The organism is Chryseobacterium sp. CH21, from assembly GCF_004119445.1.
Classification (GTDB): domain Bacteria; phylum Bacteroidota; class Bacteroidia; order Flavobacteriales; family Weeksellaceae; genus Chryseobacterium.
The window spans coordinates 101,905-120,327 of the sequence record NZ_QICI01000092.1 but is presented as its reverse complement, the minus strand read 5'-3'; the positions used below and the strand labels follow the sequence as shown (position 1 = coordinate 120,327).

Here is an 18,423-nt window from a genome sequence, read left to right as displayed (position 1 = left end):
TAATTTTTTTAATGGATACAATACAAAAAGAAAAGAATATAGCTTTGATCAAGGATGTTTTGAGAAACTACTTATTAGAAAAAGGGTTTAGAAACACACCTGAAAGATATACGATATTAGAAGAGATTTATAATATGGATCATCACTTCAATGTGGATGATCTGTATCTTCTGATGATGCAGAAAAAGTATCATGTTTCCAAAGCAACTATTTACAACACTATTGAAATTTTCCTTGATGCAGGATTGATCCGTAAGCATCAGTTCGGAGAAAAGACATTGACTTCTTCATCTTATGAAAAGTCTTATTTTGACAAGCAGCATGACCACCTGGTGATCTACAAAAAAGACTCTGACAAGGAGATTGAAGAAATTATTGAATTCTGCGACCCAAGAATCCAAGGAATCAAAGAAGCCATCGAGGAAGCGTTTGGCGTAAGAATTGATTCTCATTCGCTATATTTTTATGGCACTAAGAATGACTAATTAATGAGAATAATCCTTTTTCTGTTACTCTTTATTTCTACGCTGAATTTTGCGCAGGATAAAACCCCCGTGAAGAGAGATCCTTATTTACAGACTCCCGCCCAGCCTAAACAGGTGCAGGTAAGGCCTGAAGATAAAGTAAAGATCATCCACGCAGATGAAATCAAGAAAAATCCTGAGAAATACGATGGTAATCAATATTTTACCGGGCATGTTCAGATTGAACACCAGGGTTCCATTCTTACCGCGGATGAAGTGGTTTTATACAATGAAGAAAACTTTGTAAAAGCCATTGGTAATACAAGACTTCAAAACACAGACGGCTCCGTCATCACAGCAGGAGAAATGGAATATGATGCCAATACCCAAAAAGGTGTTGCCAGAAAAGATGTGGTCCTAACCGATCCCAAACAGACCATAAAAACAGATATTCTGTATTATGACAGGCTGGCTAATCAGGCTTATTTTAATACTGGAGGAACAATCTCTGACGGTCAGAATGTAACCTACGCCAAAGTAGGAACCTATTTCCTGAATACCAGAGTGGTGGATCTTACAGGAAATGTAAAAATTGAAACCCCTCAATATATCATTGAAGGACCCAATATCAAACAGAATCAAAATACAAAAATTGCTGATTTCTTAGGCCCAACAACCATTACCAGCAAAACCAATCCCAGAAACAGAATCTATACTGAAAAAGGAACGTATAAAATGGATTCCAAGGAAGCTTTTCTAACCAAGAATTCCAGGATCTTTTACAATGAGAAAATCCTTACCGGTGATGATATGTACTACAATCAGATTACAGGATTCGGTAAAGCAACCGGAAATGTAACCCTTGATGATCCCAAAGAAAGAAGATATATAAAAGGAGGATATGGAGAGATTTTTGAGAAGAAAGACTCCGCCATGATGACTAAAAACCCGTATGCAGTAAAAGTGATGGAAAAGGATTCTATTTATTTTGCATCGGAAAAAATTATCTCTTATCAAAAACCGGATTCACTGGATATCAAAGTGAAGAAAAGCTATCTGAGAGCCTTCAAAAAAGCCCGTATTTATAAATCCAATGCACAGGGAAGAGCAGACTCCATTGCTTTTAATGAAACAGACGGAGTGATGCACATGTACACCAACCCGATTCTTTGGAGTGGCGAAAAACAGGTTACCGGAGATAAAGTAGAAGCTTACTTCAATACCCAAACAGAAGATATAGACTCCTTAAAAGTAATCGGAAATGCCTTTGCCATCAGTAAAGTAGATTCCCTGACCCTGAAAGATGAATTCAACCAGGTGAAAGGAAAATTTATGACGGTTTACTATGAGAAAAATGCCATTAAAGAAGCAAGAGTAGTTGGGAATGCTCAATCTATCGTATATGTAGATGATACCGACCAAGAAACCAAAAAGCCGGAAAGAATAGGAATTACCCTTTCTACCTGTGGAATTATCGGAGCGTTGTTTGAAGAAAGAGCATTGCAGATTATTTCATGTAGCATTGGTGCTGCTTCGGATACCTATCCTATGAGTATGATAGAACCTTCGAAAAGAAAATTTACCGATTTTAACTGGAATACTAAAGACCGGATCCGGAAATGGCAGGATATTCTGGTAGACACCCCGAACAACGAGGAGATACAGTATACCGCTGATAACGAGCTCTTCGATAAAGCACAGAAAGCCGTTGATGATGCAAAAGCCAAAGAAGAAGCTAAAAAACCTAAACGAACCAGAAAATAATATAAAAGACCAGTAACACACTGGTCTTTTTTGTGGATTAATTTCAGCATTTAATGAATCTTTTATAGCTTTGCTGAAATTTTTGGAGACAATGGAAATGCATAAAGATTTTTTTATATATCAGGCTCAAACCACAAAATTTGCTGCAGGTTTTGAAGTAGAAAAGGCAGTAGGAAGCTATATTTATGGGACAGACGGGAAAAAATACCTTGACTTTGTAGCAGGGGTTTCTGCCAATACACTGGGGCATTCCCATCCTAAGATTGTGGAGGCAATCAAAGAGCAGGCCGATAAATATCTTCACGTAATGGTGTACGGAGAATATGCACAGGAAAAACCTATCGCATTGTGCAGACTGCTTGCAGAAGCTACTCCGGATCCTTTAGAGGTTACTTACCTTGTGAATAGCGGTGCTGAAGCGATCGACGGAAGCTTGAAACTGGCCAAAAGATACACAGAAAGAGAAGAAATTGTTTCCTTTAAAAATTCCTATCATGGGAATACTCATGGAGCTTTAAGTGTTTCAGGAAATGAAACCCACAAAAGAGAATTCCGTCCTTTATTGCCAATGGTTTCTTTCATTGAATTTAATAATGAATCAGACTTCGATAAAATTACAGAAAAAACTGCTTGCGTTATTCTTGAAACCATTCAGGGAGCAGCTGGCTTTCTGGTTCCGAATAACGACTATCTGATCAAACTGAAGAAAAGATGTGAAGAAGTAGGCGCTCTTCTGATTTTGGATGAAATACAGCCGGGATTCGGAAGAACTGGGAAATTGTTCTCTTTCGAACACTTCGGAATCGTTCCGGATATTCTTGTCATGGGGAAAGGAATGGGAGGAGGAGTTCCTGTAGGGGCTTTTATGAGTTCCAGAGAAATCATGGAAACCCTTTCACATTCACCAAAGCTTGGGCATATTACCACTTTTGGAGGAAACCCATTGATTGCAGCAGCAAGCTATGCTACATTAAAAGAAGTGTTGGAAAGCGGCCTAATGAATGAAGTAGAAGAAAAAGAACAGCTGTTCAGAGAGCTATTGGTGCATCCTAAAATCAAAAATATCAACGGTAAAGGATTAATGCTTGCCGTGAATCTGGGAACACCGGAATACACGCTGGAAGTAGCCAAAAAATGTATGGAAAAAGGATTGGTGGTTTTTTGGCAGCTGTACAGAAATGAATACCTGAGAATCTCTCCACCCCTTACATTATCTAAAGAAGAAATCAGAGAAGGATGTCAGATTATTCTTGATATACTGAACGAAAATTAAAGATAAAATCTCTCTGAAAAGGAGAGATTTTTTTATGCTCTACATGATATAAATGAGTCTTAAAACTTAATGTAATAAAGATATAAATCCTGTGATAAATATCATACAGATTCTATAAAAAAGTAATTGTTTTTTGCGTAATAAAAAAATTAATTTATATATTGCGGGACGATAAAACAAAGATTATATGGCGAAACATAAAGTCCATTACGAATTTCCAATGCACTGTTTATCAGAGATTTTATATGAATATCTGGCAACTGCAGAAGGATTATCTGAATGGTTTGCGGATGAGGTAACAGAGAAAGGCGATGATTTCTTTTTTAGCTGGGGCGGAGGACCTGCTGAGAAGGCCACTTTGATCAGATATAAGCCTGAAGGTTTCGTACGTTTCAGATGGGAAGAAGATGAAGGAACAAAAAATTTCTTTGAAATGACAATCACAATTGATGATATTACAGAAGATCTGGCTTTAAATATTACAGACTTTTGTGAAGAAGGTGATGAAGAGGAAAATGCAATGTATTGGGAAAATCTTATTGAGAACCTAAGAATAAAACTAGGTGCGGCATAATACCGGGCTATATTAAATGATAAAACTGATGAACGATTTATCGTTCATTATTTTTTGTAAATAAATCACATCAAAAATTGGAAAATCAATATTTTACATCAGACGAGTTAAATGTAAAGAACAGAGCTTTTCTTTGGGGAGACTCAGTGAAGGTTTCTTTCTTTGTAAGAAATGGTGGATTGATCATGGACGAAGAATGCTATTTTTTCCTGATGGCTTCCATGAGAAAGATGAGACTGAATATTCCTTTGACTTACACCCTGGAATTTTTCCAGACTCTTTTTCAAAAAGAAATTATTGAAGGTAAAGGAGTGAACAACGGAATTATCAATTTCCAGGTATTCAGAAATAATGATGGAATAACATTGGCAAAATCTTCTGTTTCCTATTTTTACGAAGTTTCGGAAATGGAAGATGTATTAGCAGTGCACAAAAGAGCTTTAGAACTGGATCTGACGAAAGAAATTAACGTTAATAATAACCTTCTGAGCAATATCAGAGTTCACTGTCCGGAAAATATCTATGGGGCGATTTACGCACAGGAAAACGACCTTGATGACGTAATTCTGTTGAACCCTAATAAGAGAATTGCACGTACCACTGTGGGAAATCTTCTTTTTTGGAGGGTAACGTTATTAAAGTACCAAAACAGACTGAAGGGGCCTACATTTCTCCATTGATGGAAAATTTTGTTACTTTTTTACATAAAAATAACCTGGCAGATATTCAGGAACACGAGATTATCGCATTCGAATCTCAGAAAGCTGAAGAAATTTTAATGATTTCTGATGAGAAAGGTATATTTTCTGTAGGTAAGATAAGAAATAAGACTTTTGAAAACTCCCGTTTCTCAGAATTGGTAGAAAGCTGGAAGAAAAGTTTTAATCAATAAAAAATTGACAAACCCGGTAAACAACAAAGTTCCAGAAGTCCTTTACCGGGTTTTATTCTGATTTAATCAGAATTTGTATTTTATTTAATATTCGTTGATGATCTCAACAAATTTCTGTGCAATTTCTTTTTGCCCTTTTTCGCTGGTGATATAATTCCTGTTTTCAGAATTATTGATAAACCCAAGCTCTACCAATACAGCAGGAGCCTTCGTTTCTCTTAAAATATGAAGATTGCTCTCCGATATTTTACGGGCATTGAATTTCTTATAAATTTTTCCGGCAAGCTCCTTTGAAACATCAGAATTCTGAACGTAAACTTCAAATCCGTTGTCAGATCTTTCTTTTTCAGGAGAAGAATTGACGTGAAGGGAAATCACCATTTCCGGATTCAATTTATTAATCTGATTGGTTCTCTCAGAAAGAGAGGGATAGCTGTCAGAATCTCTCGTTAAAACAATTTCATATTTATCCTGACTTTCATTGATCTTCTGGATTTCCTTAGCAACACTCAAAGCAATATTTTTTTCCAGAATTTCACCATGGGTAGCCCCAAAATCATTTCCGCCGTGGCCGGCATCAATGACAATGTATTTTTTGTCAATAGGGGTGAATGATAAAAACGCTGTGGAAAATATTGATAAAGCAAGTAATGTAATACCTTTCATATCAGTGATTTTAGTTTTCCAAAGAACGGAAAAACTTTCTTTAAAATTGGTTAAAGGAATCTTAAAATTTGTTAATTATATGAATGGTGCGAAAAATATACTTTTTAGTTCAGCGAAATGTCCTCAGGAGAGTTAGCCCAAAGAAGAAATTCTCCTCCAAGATTCTGCATGATAGATTTCCAAAGCGTCTGATCATTAGGAAGGGTGTAATCAAGATTATAAACATCCACTACCGTCCACATTTTTCTTTGCACCTCAGTATCCAGTTGATTGGGGGACCATCCTGAGTATCCTGAAAAGATTTTAATGTGCTCAATATCCAGCTCACTGCTCAAAACAGCATTAATGATCCGTTCAATATCTTCTGTAAGGTAATATTCATCAGTGATGTCGGTGTATACTTCTGTTATCCTTTTGCCTTTTACGATGAAAAATACCTTGTCGTTCTCTACAGGGCCGCCGTCATATACCTCAATTTTAAAGTCAAAAAAATCTTTGAACTTGCTACTCATCTGGCTGTTCTTTTTATTCAATATCAAGCCAAATGCACCACTTTCATTATGTTCAATAACCAATACAACCGATCTGGAAAAAAGATCGCCGGAAATGTCAGGGGTCGAGATTAATATTTTACCTTTGTATGAGTGATTCATACTCAAATTTAATAAAAAATATTTATGGAAAACCTGCACGACAAAAGAAAAGTGTACGATAAATCCCAACTTATTGAAAGTGAGATAAAACAAAATCCAATTGAGCAGTTCAGAGACTGGTTTTTGGAGGCAAGTGAAAGCCCAGCGATCTCAGAAGCCAATGCTATGGCTGTTTCTACAGTAGAGGAAGATGGGTGCCCGCGAACAAGAATGGTACTCCTTAAAGCATATACCCATGAAGGGTTTATTTTTTACACCAATTACAATAGCAGAAAAGGAAAAGCAATAGAAAATAATCATAAAGCATGTCTGCATTTCTTCTGGCCTAATCTTGAAAGGCAGATCATTATCAAAGCAAATCTTGAAAAGGTAGCTGCAAATTTGAGTGATGGTTATTTTCATTCAAGACCAAAAGGTAGCCAGTTGGGAGCTGTAGTTTCTCCCCAAAGCCAGGTGATACCCAACAAGGAATTTTTGGAAGAGAAATTAAGAGAACTGGAGAAAGAATATGAAAATACAGAAGTGCCGAGACCTGCCAATTGGGGCGGGTACCTAGCAAGACCTTATGAGATTGAATTCTGGCAAGGAAGACCCAACCGTCTTCACGACAGGATTATTTATCAGCTTGAAGATCTGGACTGGAAAATTTCGAGACTGGCACCTTAATTCTTAAGGAGAAGTTAGAAACTAGAATCTAGATGTTAGTGATGCGATACTGGCATCCTTAGAATATACACTTTGTAATATCAATAGAAGCGGGCTTTAGCCCGCTTATTTTATGATACGTAATGAATGGTGCTTTAGCTAAAACTTAATAATTCTTAACTACTTAAAATTTCTTAATGGTTTAATTTTCTATCATTATTGAAAATAAAAAAGGCTGTTTCTAAGAAACAGCCCTGAATTTTTGTAATCTGAATGATTATTTTTTCTTAGCACCTGAAACTGCATTTGACAAATCAGCTCCAGCCTTGAATTTAGCAACTTTTTTAGCAGCAATTTTGATTGGTTTTTTAGTTGCAGGGTTAATACCTTGTCTAGCCGCTCTCTCAGCTACTGAGAAAGTACCAAAACCTACTAAAGAAACTTTTCCGTCTTTTTTCTTTAAAGTAGTTGTTACGTTACCAATGAAAGATTCTAAAGCAGCCTTTGCTGCAACTTTCGTGATACCTGCATCTTTTGCGATTGCGTCGATTAATTCAGACTTGTTCATAATTTTTAATATTAAAGTTAGTTCGTAATTATAGCAAATATAATACTATTTTCTAATTGTGCAATTTTTTTATTAAAACTTGTAAAATTTTTTTGCTTTTTGCTGAAAACAGTTAAAATATGATAATTCCACTTTTCACGGAAAATCTACGTTACAGGTTACTAAAATCATGCCAAATGCTTATGTTTATTGACTTTAGCAAAAAGTTAATATTATTTTCATATTTATTAAATCCTAAATTCTGTATAAACAATTAATTTTTTGACCATATGATTATTAAATCTATAAGTAATTTTCAGAATCTTTGTGTTTTGTAAAATTAAACCCCTGTGTTTGTGGGAGTTTTAAAATCATATGAAAGGTCTGTTTTATTAATTTTTATTAATAAATTTGCAGCATGTTAATAGAAGTTTTCAAGTCTAAGATTCATAGGGTGAGAGTAACAGCCTCTGACCTTAATTATATAGGGAGTATAACAATAGATGAAGATCTTATAGAAGCTGCCGGTCTGGTAGTGGGAGAAAGGGTCTATATTGTAAATGTGAACAACGGAGAACGTTTTGATACCTACGTGATCAAAGGGAAAAGAAAATCCGGAGAAGTATGTCTGAACGGTCCTGCAGCAAGAAAAGTACAGAGAGATGATATTATCATCATTATTGCTTATGCTCAGATGACCCCGGAGGAAGCAAAAGACTTCCAGCCGAAGATCGTTTTCCCGGATGAAAAAACAAACCTTCTTACGTAGTCCATGGAGAAAACATCAAAAAACCCGGTAAAATCAATACTTACAATAGTAATATCGCTTGCTTTTGCAGGCTTTTTTTTATGGCTGGCCTTAAGGGGACTGGATTTTAAAGTCATTCAAAAGTCTCTGGCAAAAGCAAATTATCTTTGGGTGCTGTTTGCATCTGTATTTGGTCTTCTTGCCTATTGGTTCAGAGCGATCCGCTGGAATCTAATGCTGGAACCTATGGGACACAGAATTTCAAATTCCAATGCACTTTGGTCCATATCATTTGGATATCTAATGAATCTTACCATTCCAAGAAGTGGAGAAGTGGCGAGAGCAACAGCTTTATATGGAGTAGAAAAAGTACCTGTAGACAAATCTTTCGGAACCATCATTTTGGAAAGAGTGGTAGACCTGGTTTGTATGCTTGGATTTCTTGGCTTGACATTTTTGTTCAAATATGAAGCAATTCTATCTTTTTTTAAAAACTCAGGAATAAATATTCCTACTAAGATGCTGATAGCTCTTTTGGTATTGGTGATAGGAAGTATTCTCTTTTTTGTTTTCAGAAAAAGACTTGTAGATGTTCCATTTTTAGGAAAAGTTGTCAATTTTATTGATGGAATTTTTGAAGGATTAACTTCCATCTTTAAATTAAAAGAAAAAGGAAAATTCATCCTTTATACATTAGGAATATGGATTTGCTATTATCTGGCAGCGTATCTTGTGTGTTTTGCCCTTCCTGAAACCTCAAATTTTACCTTTGCAGATGGTTTCTTCATTATTGTAGTAGGAACGCTAGGAATGATTATTCCTGCCAGTGGAGGTATTGGAGCATATAATCTTGCGATGAAATATGGTTTTATGGCCCTTTTCATCTCAATAGGAAAAAGCGCAGATTTTGGAGGAGAAATGGGACTTACATATTCCTTTATTTCTTTACCGTTGCAAATCGTGATTATGCTTGTCATGGGACTGATTTCAATTCCTATGCTGGCAAGAGCAAGAAATGCTGCGGTTTCTGATAAGAATTTTGAAGAGTAATTCAATATACTTTTATACAATATAGGGGTTCAGTTTTTTAACTGGACCTTTTTTATGACCATTTTCTGACTTAAATAGTTTAAAATTCAGTAGTATAGAACATTTTTTCATTAATAAATTTGGTCAGTTCGTAAATCACTTCTATCTTAATGCAAAAAATAATCATAATATAAAACACTATGGCAATTAATCTACAGAAAGGACAAAAGATCGAGATAGGATTGACGAAAATGACGATTGGATTAGGCTGGGATCCCAATGAAGGAACAGGGTATGATTTTGACCTGGATGCTTCTGCAATCATGATTGATTCTGACAGAAAATTAGTAAGTGAAGAATACTTTGTTTTTTACAACAACCTGAGTTCTCCGGACGGAGCTCTTACTCATACAGGAGATGATCCCAGTGGCAAAAACAGTGATGGTGACGATGATGAAGCTATCGTTATAGATCTTGATAAAGTAGACTCAAGAGTGGAAGAGATTCTTTTTGTAGTAACGATAGAAGATTTTGAGAGAAGAAGACAGAATTTCGGACAGGTAAGGAATTCTTACATCAGAGTGGTAGACAATCATTCCAATCAGGAAATTGCAAAATATGAACTGGATGAAGATTTTTCCATTGAAACCGGAGTAGAATTCGGAAGGCTGTATAAAAGAAACGGAAGCTGGAAATTTGAAGCTTCAGGAATAGGATACAGAGCAGATCTTGGTTTCTTCCTTGAAAAATACTACAAAGGGCAAATCATTAAATAAAAAATCAAGTACACAAAAACGATAACTATGGCAATCAATTTACAGAAAGGACAAACGATAGATTTAAGAAAGAACGACCGTGGAGAAAGCGTGTATGATCTTTCAAAAGTAACCATCGGCTTAGGATGGGATGTCAGAAAGCAAGGCAGTGGATTCTTCGGAAAACTCTTCAGTAAGGAAGCAGAATACGATCTTGATGCAGTAGCATTTCTTTTAGATGGAAACGGAAAAGTAGCCAATTTGGGAAGAACGGTACAGACTAATGACGGAAGACAGATGGGGCTTTATCAGGGAGATGTGGTTTTCTTCAATTCTATGCAGCACCCAAGCGGAAATGTTTGGCTTACAGGTGATAACAGAACCGGAGCAGGTGATGGGGATGATGAGCAGATTATTGTAAAATTGGATCAGCTGGATCAGAGCTATCAGAAAATAGTGTTCATTGTTACCATTTATCAGGGAAGAACGAATAACCAGCACTTCGGAATGATCGAAAATGCATTTATCCGTGCAGTAGATGCTTCAGGAAAAGAAATTACAAAATACAGCCTATCCGGCGATTCAAGTATGAATGGTAAGTGTGCTATGGTTTTTGCAGAAGCATACCGTCACAATGGAGACTGGAAGTTCCGTGCTGTGGGAGAGCCGCATAATACAGATAACTTTATTGATATTCTGAGACAGCAGTACGCTTATTCCAACTAGATTTTCAAATTTTTTCAACTCACATAAAAAAGCCGGCTTGAAAGTCTTCGACTTTCTCCGCCGGCTTCAGAATTAATATTTGTCTATAATGAGCAGGAGATTATTAGCTTATTTTTTATTAGATACTTCGGGGTCTATGAACGGAGAACCTATTCAGGCATTGAATAACGGATTCAACGGTCTAATCAGTATGCTTCGTGCAGATCCGCAGGCGATGGACAGTCTGCATTTAAGCGTCATCACATTTGATAGAGATGTTAAGAATATTATACCCTTAACAGATCTGGCGAGTTTTTACCCTATGGAAATTACTTGTCCGGATAGTGGCCCAACCCATACAGGAGCAGCATTGGAAATGGTTTCAGAACTGGTTCAGAGGGAAATTGTAAAAGAATCGGCAGACGCAAAAGGAGACTGGCAGCCGTTACTGTTTATATTTACAGATGGAAAACCTTCGGATATTCAGAAATACAGGCAGATGATTCCTGTGATCAGAGGACTGGAATTTGGTGCTATCGTAGGATGTGCAGCAGGCCCAAAAGCGGATGAACAGTTTCTGAAAGAACTGACAGATCATGTCGTAAAGCTTGATACTACAGATGCTATTACCCTTTCTTCCTTTTTCAAATGGGTGAGTTCTTCCATTACACAGGGAGAGCAATCTCAGAATACGGGAGAAAATATCACATTACCTCCGCCACCATCGGAGCTTAATATTATTATTTAAAAAAAATGTCTTTACACAATGAGAAGACTGCCTATTTATTTTTTAGTAGACATCTCCGAATCTATGGTAGGAGAACCTATTGAGCAGGTACAGGAAGGTATCGCCAATATCATCAGGGATCTAAAAAAAGATCCGTATTCACTCGAAACGGTTTACATTTCCGTGATAGGCTTTGCAGGAGAAGCGGAAGTCATTACTCCGATGCAGGATATTATCAGTTTTTATCCGCCTAAAATCCCGATCGGAAGTGGAACATCACTTTCCCAGGGATTAATCAAAGTAATGGATTGTATTGACAAAGATATTGTAAAAACGACCTATGAAAGAAAAGGAGACTGGAAACCTATCGTCTTCCTTTTTACAGACGGAGTTCCCACGGATGATGCCACCAAAGCCATAGAAAGATGGAATACCAAATACAATGGAAAATCCAATACCATTGCGGTATCCATAGGAGAAAATACCAATTATAAACTTCTCGGATCTTTGGCAGACCATGTTTTACTGTTCAATAATTCTGATGAGAATTCTTATAAAGAGTTTTTCAAATGGGTAACGGATTCTATTAAAACCACCAGCCAGAGTGTTACAGAAGCTAAAAAAGAAGGAATTAATTTGTCTAAATTGATTCTCTTATTCTGGAGAAAGTAGATCCGGAAATGGAACAGAGATTTCCTGATAATAACTTTGTCGTACTGAACGGAAAATGTCAGGAAACGGAAAAGCTTTATTTAATGAAATTCAAAAAAGCATTTGCAGAATCCAGCATACCGGGAATGGCTACAAGATATTACAGACTGGATGGAGCGTATAAAATTGATGAAAAAGCCTACTACAGACTTTCCTCAAATCAAAAGACTCATCTTAAAATTAATATTGAAGAACTGGATGGAGGAACATCATGTCCGCATTGTGCGAATCCCATTGCGCTGGCTACCTGCTCGTGCGGAGGAATTCACTGCCTGAGGGGAGAAGGATACAGCAAATGTCCATGGTGTGGAACTTCCGATTATTATGGATTTTCTGGGGGAGGATTTGATATTAACAGAACGCTGGGCTAATGATTGGAAAATTTTTCAGGAAGTCAGCGGATGAATCCAAACCAAAAAGTATGGTGCAATCTCTTATCTATAAAGAAAAAGAAGAATTCAAAGAGGTTCATTGGGTATTGAAAAACGCCAGTGCCAAACAGTTCTATGAGTTCAGCTTCGATATGGAAGACTTTCCCAACATCAAGATTCAGAATATTGAAAACCTGGAAGAAACAGGACTTAGTTTTGAAAATGATACAATTTCAGGAATTCCGTTGACGAATAATATGTATTATCTGGATGTTCAGTTCTATCATATTCATGATCAGAATCATCTTGAGACCAAGAAAATACAGCTATTTGTCAATGCAGATCCGAAAGACTTATGGAAAAATATTCCAAGTGATACAAATGCAGCTTTTTATAAATCAGAAGAAGATTCATTCAAAGGTTCTTTTTCAGACAAAAAAATTGTTGTAGCTTCCAAAAGAGGACGTTCTCATGCGCATGAAGGTAAATTTCGTGAAGACGATTTCGCTGTAAATAAGCTTCCCGACGGCTGGAATATTGTTTCCGTTTCAGATGGTGCAGGCTCAGCCTCAGCTGCAAGAGAAGGTTCAAGACTGGCAACCACAACGATCAACCAGTTTTTCAACTTACAGAAGATTTTCAACCAGATTGAAAATAACATCAATGTTTTATATATCAATCAGTTTTCTGATGAAGAACAATTGAAAGCCAAGCAGGATATCATCAATATCTTATCGGAAAGTGTCTTACATGTTTATCACACATTAGAAAAAACTGCGGCAAACAATGCCTTTTCAGTGAATGATTTGCACACTACACTTATTTTTATATTGCTTAAAAAGTTTAGTTTCGGATATGTGATTCTGAGCTTTGGAGTGGGAGACTGTCCCATCAATCTGATCAATACCGATTTTTCTGAAGTAAAATTGTTAAACCGGATGGATGTGGGAGAGTTTGGTGGTGGTACGCGTTTTATCACCATGAAAGAAATTTTTAACGATACAATGGCTTCCCGTTTCCAAATTACCTGTGTACAAGATTTTTCCTATCTCGTGCTGATGACAGACGGGATTTATGATCCTAAATTTACCACAGAAAATAAACTGGAAGATACAGAAAGCTGGAAAGCACTTTTTGAAGACCTTGCCGGAAATAATGATGACCAGACGAAAGCAGATTTTATCAATGATGAAAAAATTGATGAAGAACTTTTAATCTGGAGCGATTTCTGGAGCAGAGGAAATCATGATGACCGTACATTGGCCATAATCTATTAATACCATGAAAAAGACCATTAAGGTTGTCTCTGTTCTGGACACAGCCAAATCCTATGAATATGTAGATGAAAACCCTATTCGGGGCGGAGTGAAAGACGTTTATTTTTCGCCTGATAGAGACTATGTAGTCGCTTTCTACCGAAATCCGCTGGATGAAGGACAAAAAGAAAGGATCATGAGAATTGTTTCCACTTATCTGCAAAGCATACAGAATGGAAATGCTTCAGAATACTTTCTGAACGAGATTTTCAGATGGCCTTACGATATTGTTGAAAGAAATAAACTCACAGGAATTGTAGTTCCTGTTTATCACCATAAATTTTATTTTGCAAAGGGCTATATCGGTTCAGATAATATTCAGGGACAGGATAAAGTGGGGAAATGGTTTACCGCTCCCATGTTCAGAAATCAGCAATATCCGTTGAGATTGGATCAGTCAGAATTGGGAGATTGGCTGAGCTATTTCCAGATTGCGGTTAATATCAGCAGAGGCGTGAAAAAGCTCCATCAGATGGGGTTGGCACACTCCGATTTGTCGTATAACAATATTCTGGTAGATCCCGTTACAAAATCTGCCTGTATCATCGATATTGATGGCCTTGTGGTTCCCAAACTTTTTCCACCGGAAGTGATAGGAACTGCCGACTTCATTGCACCTGAAGTGTTGAAAACCCAACATTTGAAACTTCAGGACCCGGACAGACATTTGCCTAATCAAAAAACAGATCTGCACGCTCTTGCCGTTCTGATTTATATGTATCTACTGAGAAGACATCCGCTTCGTGGAGGAAAAATCTGGGATCTGGATTCCGAGCAGGATGAAATTTTATCCATGGGAGAAAAAGCGATGTTTGTAGAGCATCCGGAAAATCCTTCCAATCATGTAAAACCCGATCATCTCAGAAAATGGGATGCATTCTGGGGCGATCCTCAAAAAATCCCGTATACCATTACAGGTCCCTATATTTCAGAATTGTTCAGAAAAACATTCATTGACGGATTACATGATCCTATCAGACGTCCCACCGCTAACGAATGGGAAACAGCTTTGCTGAAAACCGTAGATATGATACAACCTTGCCAGAATTCCAATTGTACCGAAAAATGGTATGTCTTTGATAATACCAGCAATCCAAAATGCCCGTTCTGCGGAACAGCTCATCAGGGAACACTTCCGATATTAGATCTGTATTTCAGATTTGATGATGAGGTATGGAAGCCGGAAAACCATAGATTAATGGTGTATCATAATCAGTATCTGTTCAAATGGCATGTTTCCAGAAAAGTAATACGCAACGAAAACCTGACCATGCAGGATAAAATGCCTGTAGGCTATTTTACATTCCATCAGGGAAAATGGGTATTGGTGAATCAGGGTTTATCAGGAATGAAAGATGTTACAGAACAAAAAGAAATTCCGCCAGGTTCTATGGTTGAACTTACGGATGGTAAAAAAATCTTGCTTTCCTCAGAAGAAGGCGGAAGATTAATCTATGTAACCATGGCAAACCAGTAAAGACTAACGGGTAATCAAGGCTTGTTTCCGGAGTGTCATTCTGAATGGAATGAAATGTAATGAAGAATCTCATATGCCTGTTTATGTATGAGATTCTTCCTTCGTCAGAATGACAAAAATCAAATTATTTGCTCAAAAACATTTATTGCCTTTCCGTTTCCATAAAATAAGAATACTGATCCTCATCTACAATTCTGAAACCAAGACTTTTATAAAGATCCTGTGCTTTATTCGTTTTTAAAACACTTAATGAAACCGTTTTTCCAGCTAATGAAGCTTCCTCCAGAATATCAGACAAAATCTTTTTTCCAAGACCTTTACCTTGCTGGCTGGGATCAATCTGAAGCTGCAGCACCTCAATATTCGTAAACGTTCTGTCTACTTTTAACAGTCCGATGGGTTGATTGTCTAAAAAAATAATATTTGCTTTTTCAAACTGATACAAAACTCTTTGCAGAGTTGTTTCTCTGTCTGTAGAAAGCCCTGAAGATTCATAATGGGGATTCATGGTTTTCATTCTGAGATCGAGAAGAAAATCAATGTCAGTTTCGTCAGCTTGTTTATAACGCAGGTCAGGATTCATATTCAAAAATAAAAATTAGAGTTTTTACTTTAATGCAATTTTCAGTCCCATTTCTTCTTTCATATGCAATAAAACTTCGGCATTTCCTCTGGCATCGTCTACTGGATTGTGCGTGTGCTCTGTCTTGCGGAGATGCTTCCATTGGGCAAAAGTATCTTTCTCAAGCCCGCAGTAAAGATCAGAAAGTCTTCGGGAAGAAAAGCCAAACGGATTCCTTCCGAGAAAATGATGAAAATACCAGCAGATGAACATCCAGTCGAAACCATTATTATCACTGATAAATATTGGTCTTCCCTTGGAATGAGTTTTAATCCAGTCTTCGAAAGCAAGCATTACCGTCTCAGGATCATCAAAGTACATTGTTTCTTCTCTGCTGAAACCGGAAACAGCTAAAGCGTCAGGATTGAACTTCTCAGAAATAGGCTTTAATTTTCCATAAAAAGTAGTGTCCAGTTCCTCATTCACGAGTACTGCCCCGAAGCAGATCATCGAAAAATCACCGGGAATCGGGCCGTCCGACTCTATGTCAACCATGATGTAGCTCATTGGAAATAGTTTTTAACGGAGCGAAGATATTGAAATAAGTCGAAGGGTGGAAGATGGAGGAAGGAAGATAGGAGTTATTTTGTGTTGTAAGGAATCTTTGTGTTTTTTAATTCAATAAATACTTTCAAAAATATCTCAATCAAAAAATTTTCATCAATTCATCGTCTTACAAAACCTCTATCTTCCAGCTCCCATCCTCCATCCTTATATCAGCTCAAAAAAGCCCCTTTTTCCGATTTTTATTTTCGTTTGAGGGATCAGTTCCATTTCTTCATTTGCTTCCGTTATTTTGATGGTATTGATTTGAATCCCTCCACTCTCAATTAATCTTCGGATGGCTGATTTGCTAAGGTCATTTTTAAGCTGATGACAAAGTTCAACAAGTGATATCCTGTTTTCAATACTCTTCAAAGAAAGGATAGCGACAGGTTCATACACTTTCTCTTCAAAATTCTTATTCTGAAACTGATTGATAAAAAACTGTTCTGCATTTTCTGCCGAAGTAGCATCATGGTACTGGCTGATAATATTTTTTGCAATGAGTTTTTTAATATTCATAGGATTTTCACCCTCTTTTATTCTGGAAAGAAGTACTGTTTTTTCTTCCGTAGAAAAATCTGTAGTTAAGTTGATAAATTCTTCAATCAAGGCATCTGGAATAGACATCGTTTTTCCAAACATTTCATTGGGATCATCGGTCAGTCCGATAATGTTGTTCAGAGATTTACTCATCTTTTCCTTTCCGTCAAGACCTCTCAGCAATGGCATACACATCACAATCTGCGCAGGCATCTGATGAACTTCCTGAAGCTGTCTTCCCATCGTACAGTTGAAGAGCTGATCTGTGCCACCCATTTCAATATCACATTCTATTTTTACAGAATCAAATCCCTGAAGAATAGGGTATACCAGTTCATGCATCGCGATGGGAGTATTTTCTGTGAACCTTTTATTAAAATCATTCCGGTGCATCAATTGAGCAACGGTTACTTTTGAAAGCAGCTGAACCACCTCAGAAAAATTCAGAGTGTCCAGCCAGTCAGAATTGAAAACGATCTTTGTCTTCTGTACATCAATTACCTTGGAAAGCTGGTTGATATAAGTCTGGGCATTATGCTCTACATCTTCAGCACTCAAAGGTTTTCTAGCTTTATTTTTCCCGGTGGGATCACCAATTCTTGCCGTAAAGCTGCCTACGACAATAATGATCTGATGTCCCAGATCTTGAAACTGTTTCAGCTTTTTTAAGACCACAGCATGTCCCAGATGCAGATCCGGAGCTGTTGGGTCAAATCCCAGTTTGATAGACAGTTTTCTGTTTTCTTTTTCGGCTTGAGCCAGTTTTTCTTCCAGGCCATTTTCCGGCAGGATGATAGCCACATTTTCTTGTAATGGATGAATCATGTTGAATAGTTTTAAAATGAAAAAGCCCGGACAGGTACTGTCCGGGCTCTATATATATGTTAGATTATTTTATTGGATTACAGATACAGAAAGTCTTCCCGAACGATAGCTCGGTGCATAATATTCTGTAAAGAATGGAAGACGTAATATGCTGTTAAGATGTTTCATTGTGATCAATATACAGGATTTTCCTGAGGAGCCAATATCTAAACCATTAAGACGCATTGCAGGGTTATAACAAGATTTGTTTTTAAGAAAAAACTTAACCATCCATCAATCTTAATGGCTTAAAATAATGGTTCAAAACAATTTTACTTGCGATTTTTGAAGCTAATTTCATGCCATTAATCCCTTAAAAGCAAAATACAGGATAAAGAAGTAAAAACTGTATTTTATTATTTTCCTGTTTACTTGATAAGAAGTCCGTAAAACCGGGTGGGAGCATTGTTTTTTTTAAGTCGTTTTCATAGAAAAAAAATAATGTTTTAAAATAATTATATACAATTTTACATTAATTATGATGACTCTGTCATTCTGAATGTAAAGAAGTGAAATGAAGAATCTAAGCTTTAC

Annotated in this window: 21 protein-coding genes and 1 pseudogene; 15 read left to right on the top strand and 7 right to left on the bottom strand. The window is 36.9% G+C overall.

Translation table 11 applies throughout. The features are described from left to right. Positions 1-11: 11 nt before the first annotated feature. From BOQ62_RS19700 to BOQ62_RS19680, 5 genes and pseudogenes are all read left to right on the top strand, one after another. Positions 12-485, top strand: coding sequence for a Fur family transcriptional regulator (locus BOQ62_RS19700; RefSeq protein WP_089689882.1), 474 nt, complete (start codon positions 12-14; stop codon positions 483-485). Between the two features lie 3 nt (positions 486-488). Further along, the gene (locus BOQ62_RS19695) at positions 489-2,228 is read left to right on the top strand and encodes an OstA-like protein (RefSeq protein WP_129042090.1); all 1,740 of its coding nucleotides are present in this window, start codon (positions 489-491) and stop codon (positions 2,226-2,228) included. A gap of 97 nt (positions 2,229-2,325) precedes the next feature. After that, positions 2,326-3,501, top strand: coding sequence for an aspartate aminotransferase family protein (locus tag BOQ62_RS19690; protein ID WP_129042130.1), 1,176 nt, complete (start codon positions 2,326-2,328; stop codon positions 3,499-3,501). A gap of 187 nt (positions 3,502-3,688) precedes the next feature. After that, complete coding sequence (locus BOQ62_RS19685) at positions 3,689-4,075, top strand: START-like domain-containing protein (RefSeq protein ID WP_034696870.1); 387 nt, start codon at positions 3,689-3,691, stop codon at positions 4,073-4,075. Positions 4,076-4,152: 77 nt separating this feature from the next. Further along, positions 4,153-4,967, top strand: a pseudogene (locus tag BOQ62_RS19680) (aminotransferase class IV). An 84-nt stretch (positions 4,968-5,051) separates the two neighbouring features. Here the strand turns inward: BOQ62_RS19680 and BOQ62_RS19675 are convergent. Together BOQ62_RS19675 and BOQ62_RS19670 are read right to left on the bottom strand one after the other, a co-directional pair. Then, a complete protein-coding gene (locus BOQ62_RS19675; protein ID WP_129042089.1) occupies positions 5,052-5,633 on the bottom strand; it encodes an N-acetylmuramoyl-L-alanine amidase in 582 nt (193 codons plus the stop codon). A gap of 104 nt (positions 5,634-5,737) precedes the next feature. Next, positions 5,738-6,286 carry a YqgE/AlgH family protein gene (locus BOQ62_RS19670; RefSeq protein WP_129042088.1) on the bottom strand — a complete coding sequence of 183 codons (549 nt, stop codon included), beginning with the start codon at positions 6,284-6,286 and terminating at the stop codon, positions 5,738-5,740. A gap of 24 nt (positions 6,287-6,310) precedes the next feature. Here BOQ62_RS19670 and pdxH point away from each other — a divergent pair, with 24 nt between their 5' ends. After that, positions 6,311-6,952, top strand: a complete 642-nt coding sequence (gene pdxH, locus BOQ62_RS19665) for a pyridoxamine 5'-phosphate oxidase (protein ID WP_129042087.1) — start codon at positions 6,311-6,313, stop codon at positions 6,950-6,952. Between the two features lie 256 nt (positions 6,953-7,208). On the opposite strand, the gene BOQ62_RS19660 is transcribed toward pdxH, so the two are convergent. Further along, positions 7,209-7,499, bottom strand: a complete 291-nt coding sequence (locus BOQ62_RS19660; protein WP_002976900.1) for an HU family DNA-binding protein — start codon at positions 7,497-7,499, stop codon at positions 7,209-7,211. A 397-nt stretch (positions 7,500-7,896) separates the two neighbouring features. Here BOQ62_RS19660 and panD point away from each other — a divergent pair, with 397 nt between their 5' ends. The 9 genes from panD to BOQ62_RS19620 all read left to right on the top strand — a co-directional run bounded on the left by panD (position 7,897) and on the right by BOQ62_RS19620 (position 15,317). Next, entirely contained in the window at positions 7,897-8,247 is a 351-nt protein-coding gene (gene panD / locus BOQ62_RS19655; protein WP_029294648.1) for an aspartate 1-decarboxylase, read from the top strand. A 3-nt stretch (positions 8,248-8,250) separates the two neighbouring features. Next, positions 8,251-9,276: a lysylphosphatidylglycerol synthase transmembrane domain-containing protein gene (locus BOQ62_RS19650; RefSeq protein ID WP_129042086.1), complete on the top strand. Its 1,026-nt coding sequence runs from the start codon at positions 8,251-8,253 to the stop codon at positions 9,274-9,276. Between the two features lie 179 nt (positions 9,277-9,455). Next, a complete protein-coding gene (locus tag BOQ62_RS19645) occupies positions 9,456-10,031 on the top strand; it encodes a TerD family protein (RefSeq protein WP_129042085.1) in 576 nt (191 codons plus the stop codon). A 27-nt stretch (positions 10,032-10,058) separates the two neighbouring features. Then, on the top strand, positions 10,059-10,736 hold the full coding sequence (locus BOQ62_RS19640; protein WP_105701141.1) for a TerD family protein: 678 nt from the start codon (positions 10,059-10,061) through the stop codon (positions 10,734-10,736). 88 nt (positions 10,737-10,824) lie between these two features. Beyond that, positions 10,825-11,463 carry a vWA domain-containing protein gene (locus BOQ62_RS19635; protein ID WP_129042084.1) on the top strand — a complete coding sequence of 213 codons (639 nt, stop codon included), beginning with the start codon at positions 10,825-10,827 and terminating at the stop codon, positions 11,461-11,463. A gap of 18 nt (positions 11,464-11,481) precedes the next feature. Further along, positions 11,482-12,114, top strand: a complete 633-nt coding sequence (locus BOQ62_RS24155) for a vWA domain-containing protein (RefSeq protein ID WP_317127404.1) — start codon at positions 11,482-11,484, stop codon at positions 12,112-12,114. An 8-nt stretch (positions 12,115-12,122) separates the two neighbouring features. Then, positions 12,123-12,524, top strand: coding sequence for a TerY-C metal binding domain-containing protein (locus BOQ62_RS24150; RefSeq protein WP_317127403.1), 402 nt, complete (start codon positions 12,123-12,125; stop codon positions 12,522-12,524). After that, positions 12,524-13,801, top strand: coding sequence for a PP2C family serine/threonine-protein phosphatase (locus BOQ62_RS19625; RefSeq protein ID WP_129042083.1), 1,278 nt, complete (start codon positions 12,524-12,526; stop codon positions 13,799-13,801). Before BOQ62_RS24150 ends, BOQ62_RS19625 begins: the two co-directional genes overlap by 1 nt. Before the next feature lie 4 nt (positions 13,802-13,805). After that, positions 13,806-15,317, top strand: a complete 1,512-nt coding sequence (locus BOQ62_RS19620; protein WP_129042082.1) for a helix-hairpin-helix domain-containing protein — start codon at positions 13,806-13,808, stop codon at positions 15,315-15,317. A 142-nt stretch (positions 15,318-15,459) separates the two neighbouring features. On the opposite strand, the gene BOQ62_RS19615 is transcribed toward BOQ62_RS19620, so the two are convergent. The 4 genes from BOQ62_RS19615 to BOQ62_RS19600 all read right to left on the bottom strand — a co-directional run bounded on the left by BOQ62_RS19615 (position 15,460) and on the right by BOQ62_RS19600 (position 18,120). Further along, entirely contained in the window at positions 15,460-15,900 is a 441-nt protein-coding gene (locus BOQ62_RS19615; protein ID WP_129042081.1) for a GNAT family N-acetyltransferase, read from the bottom strand. A 24-nt stretch (positions 15,901-15,924) separates the two neighbouring features. Continuing rightward, a complete protein-coding gene (locus BOQ62_RS19610; protein ID WP_129042080.1) occupies positions 15,925-16,446 on the bottom strand; it encodes a 3'-5' exoribonuclease domain-containing protein in 522 nt (173 codons plus the stop codon). A gap of 204 nt (positions 16,447-16,650) precedes the next feature. After that, complete coding sequence (gene tyrS, locus BOQ62_RS19605) at positions 16,651-17,850, bottom strand: tyrosine--tRNA ligase (protein ID WP_129042079.1); 1,200 nt, start codon at positions 17,848-17,850, stop codon at positions 16,651-16,653. Between the two features lie 69 nt (positions 17,851-17,919). Next, positions 17,920-18,120, bottom strand: coding sequence for a hypothetical protein (locus tag BOQ62_RS19600; RefSeq protein WP_129042078.1), 201 nt, complete (start codon positions 18,118-18,120; stop codon positions 17,920-17,922). Positions 18,121-18,423 lie beyond the last annotated feature (303 nt).

What these genes read in the sequence shown, in the direction of transcription:
- BOQ62_RS19645 (WP_129042085.1), top strand. Translation starts at nt 9,456, where the DNA reads ATGGCAATTAATCTACAGAAAGGACAAAAGATCGAGATAGGATTGACG.
- BOQ62_RS19635 (WP_129042084.1), top strand. Translation starts at nt 10,825, where the DNA reads ATGAGCAGGAGATTATTAGCTTATTTTTTATTAGATACTTCGGGGTCT.
- BOQ62_RS19700 (WP_089689882.1), top strand. Translation starts at nt 12, where the DNA reads ATGGATACAATACAAAAAGAAAAGAATATAGCTTTGATCAAGGATGTT.
- BOQ62_RS19610 (WP_129042080.1), bottom strand. Translation starts at nt 16,446, where the DNA reads ATGAGCTACATCATGGTTGACATAGAGTCGGACGGCCCGATTCCCGGT.
- BOQ62_RS19625 (WP_129042083.1), top strand. Translation starts at nt 12,524, where the DNA reads ATGATTGGAAAATTTTTCAGGAAGTCAGCGGATGAATCCAAACCAAAA.
- BOQ62_RS19650 (WP_129042086.1), top strand. Translation starts at nt 8,251, where the DNA reads ATGGAGAAAACATCAAAAAACCCGGTAAAATCAATACTTACAATAGTA.
- BOQ62_RS24150 (WP_317127403.1), top strand. Translation starts at nt 12,123, where the DNA reads ATGGAACAGAGATTTCCTGATAATAACTTTGTCGTACTGAACGGAAAA.
- BOQ62_RS19695 (WP_129042090.1), top strand. Translation starts at nt 489, where the DNA reads ATGAGAATAATCCTTTTTCTGTTACTCTTTATTTCTACGCTGAATTTT.
- pdxH (WP_129042087.1), top strand. Translation starts at nt 6,311, where the DNA reads ATGGAAAACCTGCACGACAAAAGAAAAGTGTACGATAAATCCCAACTT.
- BOQ62_RS19620 (WP_129042082.1), top strand. Translation starts at nt 13,806, where the DNA reads ATGAAAAAGACCATTAAGGTTGTCTCTGTTCTGGACACAGCCAAATCC.
- tyrS (WP_129042079.1), bottom strand. Translation starts at nt 17,850, where the DNA reads ATGATTCATCCATTACAAGAAAATGTGGCTATCATCCTGCCGGAAAAT.
- BOQ62_RS19640 (WP_105701141.1), top strand. Translation starts at nt 10,059, where the DNA reads ATGGCAATCAATTTACAGAAAGGACAAACGATAGATTTAAGAAAGAAC.
- BOQ62_RS19675 (WP_129042089.1), bottom strand. Translation starts at nt 5,633, where the DNA reads ATGAAAGGTATTACATTACTTGCTTTATCAATATTTTCCACAGCGTTT.
- BOQ62_RS19690 (WP_129042130.1), top strand. Translation starts at nt 2,326, where the DNA reads ATGCATAAAGATTTTTTTATATATCAGGCTCAAACCACAAAATTTGCT.
- BOQ62_RS19660 (WP_002976900.1), bottom strand. Translation starts at nt 7,499, where the DNA reads ATGAACAAGTCTGAATTAATCGACGCAATCGCAAAAGATGCAGGTATC.
- BOQ62_RS19615 (WP_129042081.1), bottom strand. Translation starts at nt 15,900, where the DNA reads ATGAATCCTGACCTGCGTTATAAACAAGCTGACGAAACTGACATTGAT.
- BOQ62_RS19600 (WP_129042078.1), bottom strand. Translation starts at nt 18,120, where the DNA reads ATGGTTAAGTTTTTTCTTAAAAACAAATCTTGTTATAACCCTGCAATG.
- BOQ62_RS19685 (WP_034696870.1), top strand. Translation starts at nt 3,689, where the DNA reads ATGGCGAAACATAAAGTCCATTACGAATTTCCAATGCACTGTTTATCA.
- BOQ62_RS24155 (WP_317127404.1), top strand. Translation starts at nt 11,482, where the DNA reads ATGAGAAGACTGCCTATTTATTTTTTAGTAGACATCTCCGAATCTATG.
- BOQ62_RS19670 (WP_129042088.1), bottom strand. Translation starts at nt 6,286, where the DNA reads ATGAATCACTCATACAAAGGTAAAATATTAATCTCGACCCCTGACATT.
- panD (WP_029294648.1), top strand. Translation starts at nt 7,897, where the DNA reads ATGTTAATAGAAGTTTTCAAGTCTAAGATTCATAGGGTGAGAGTAACA.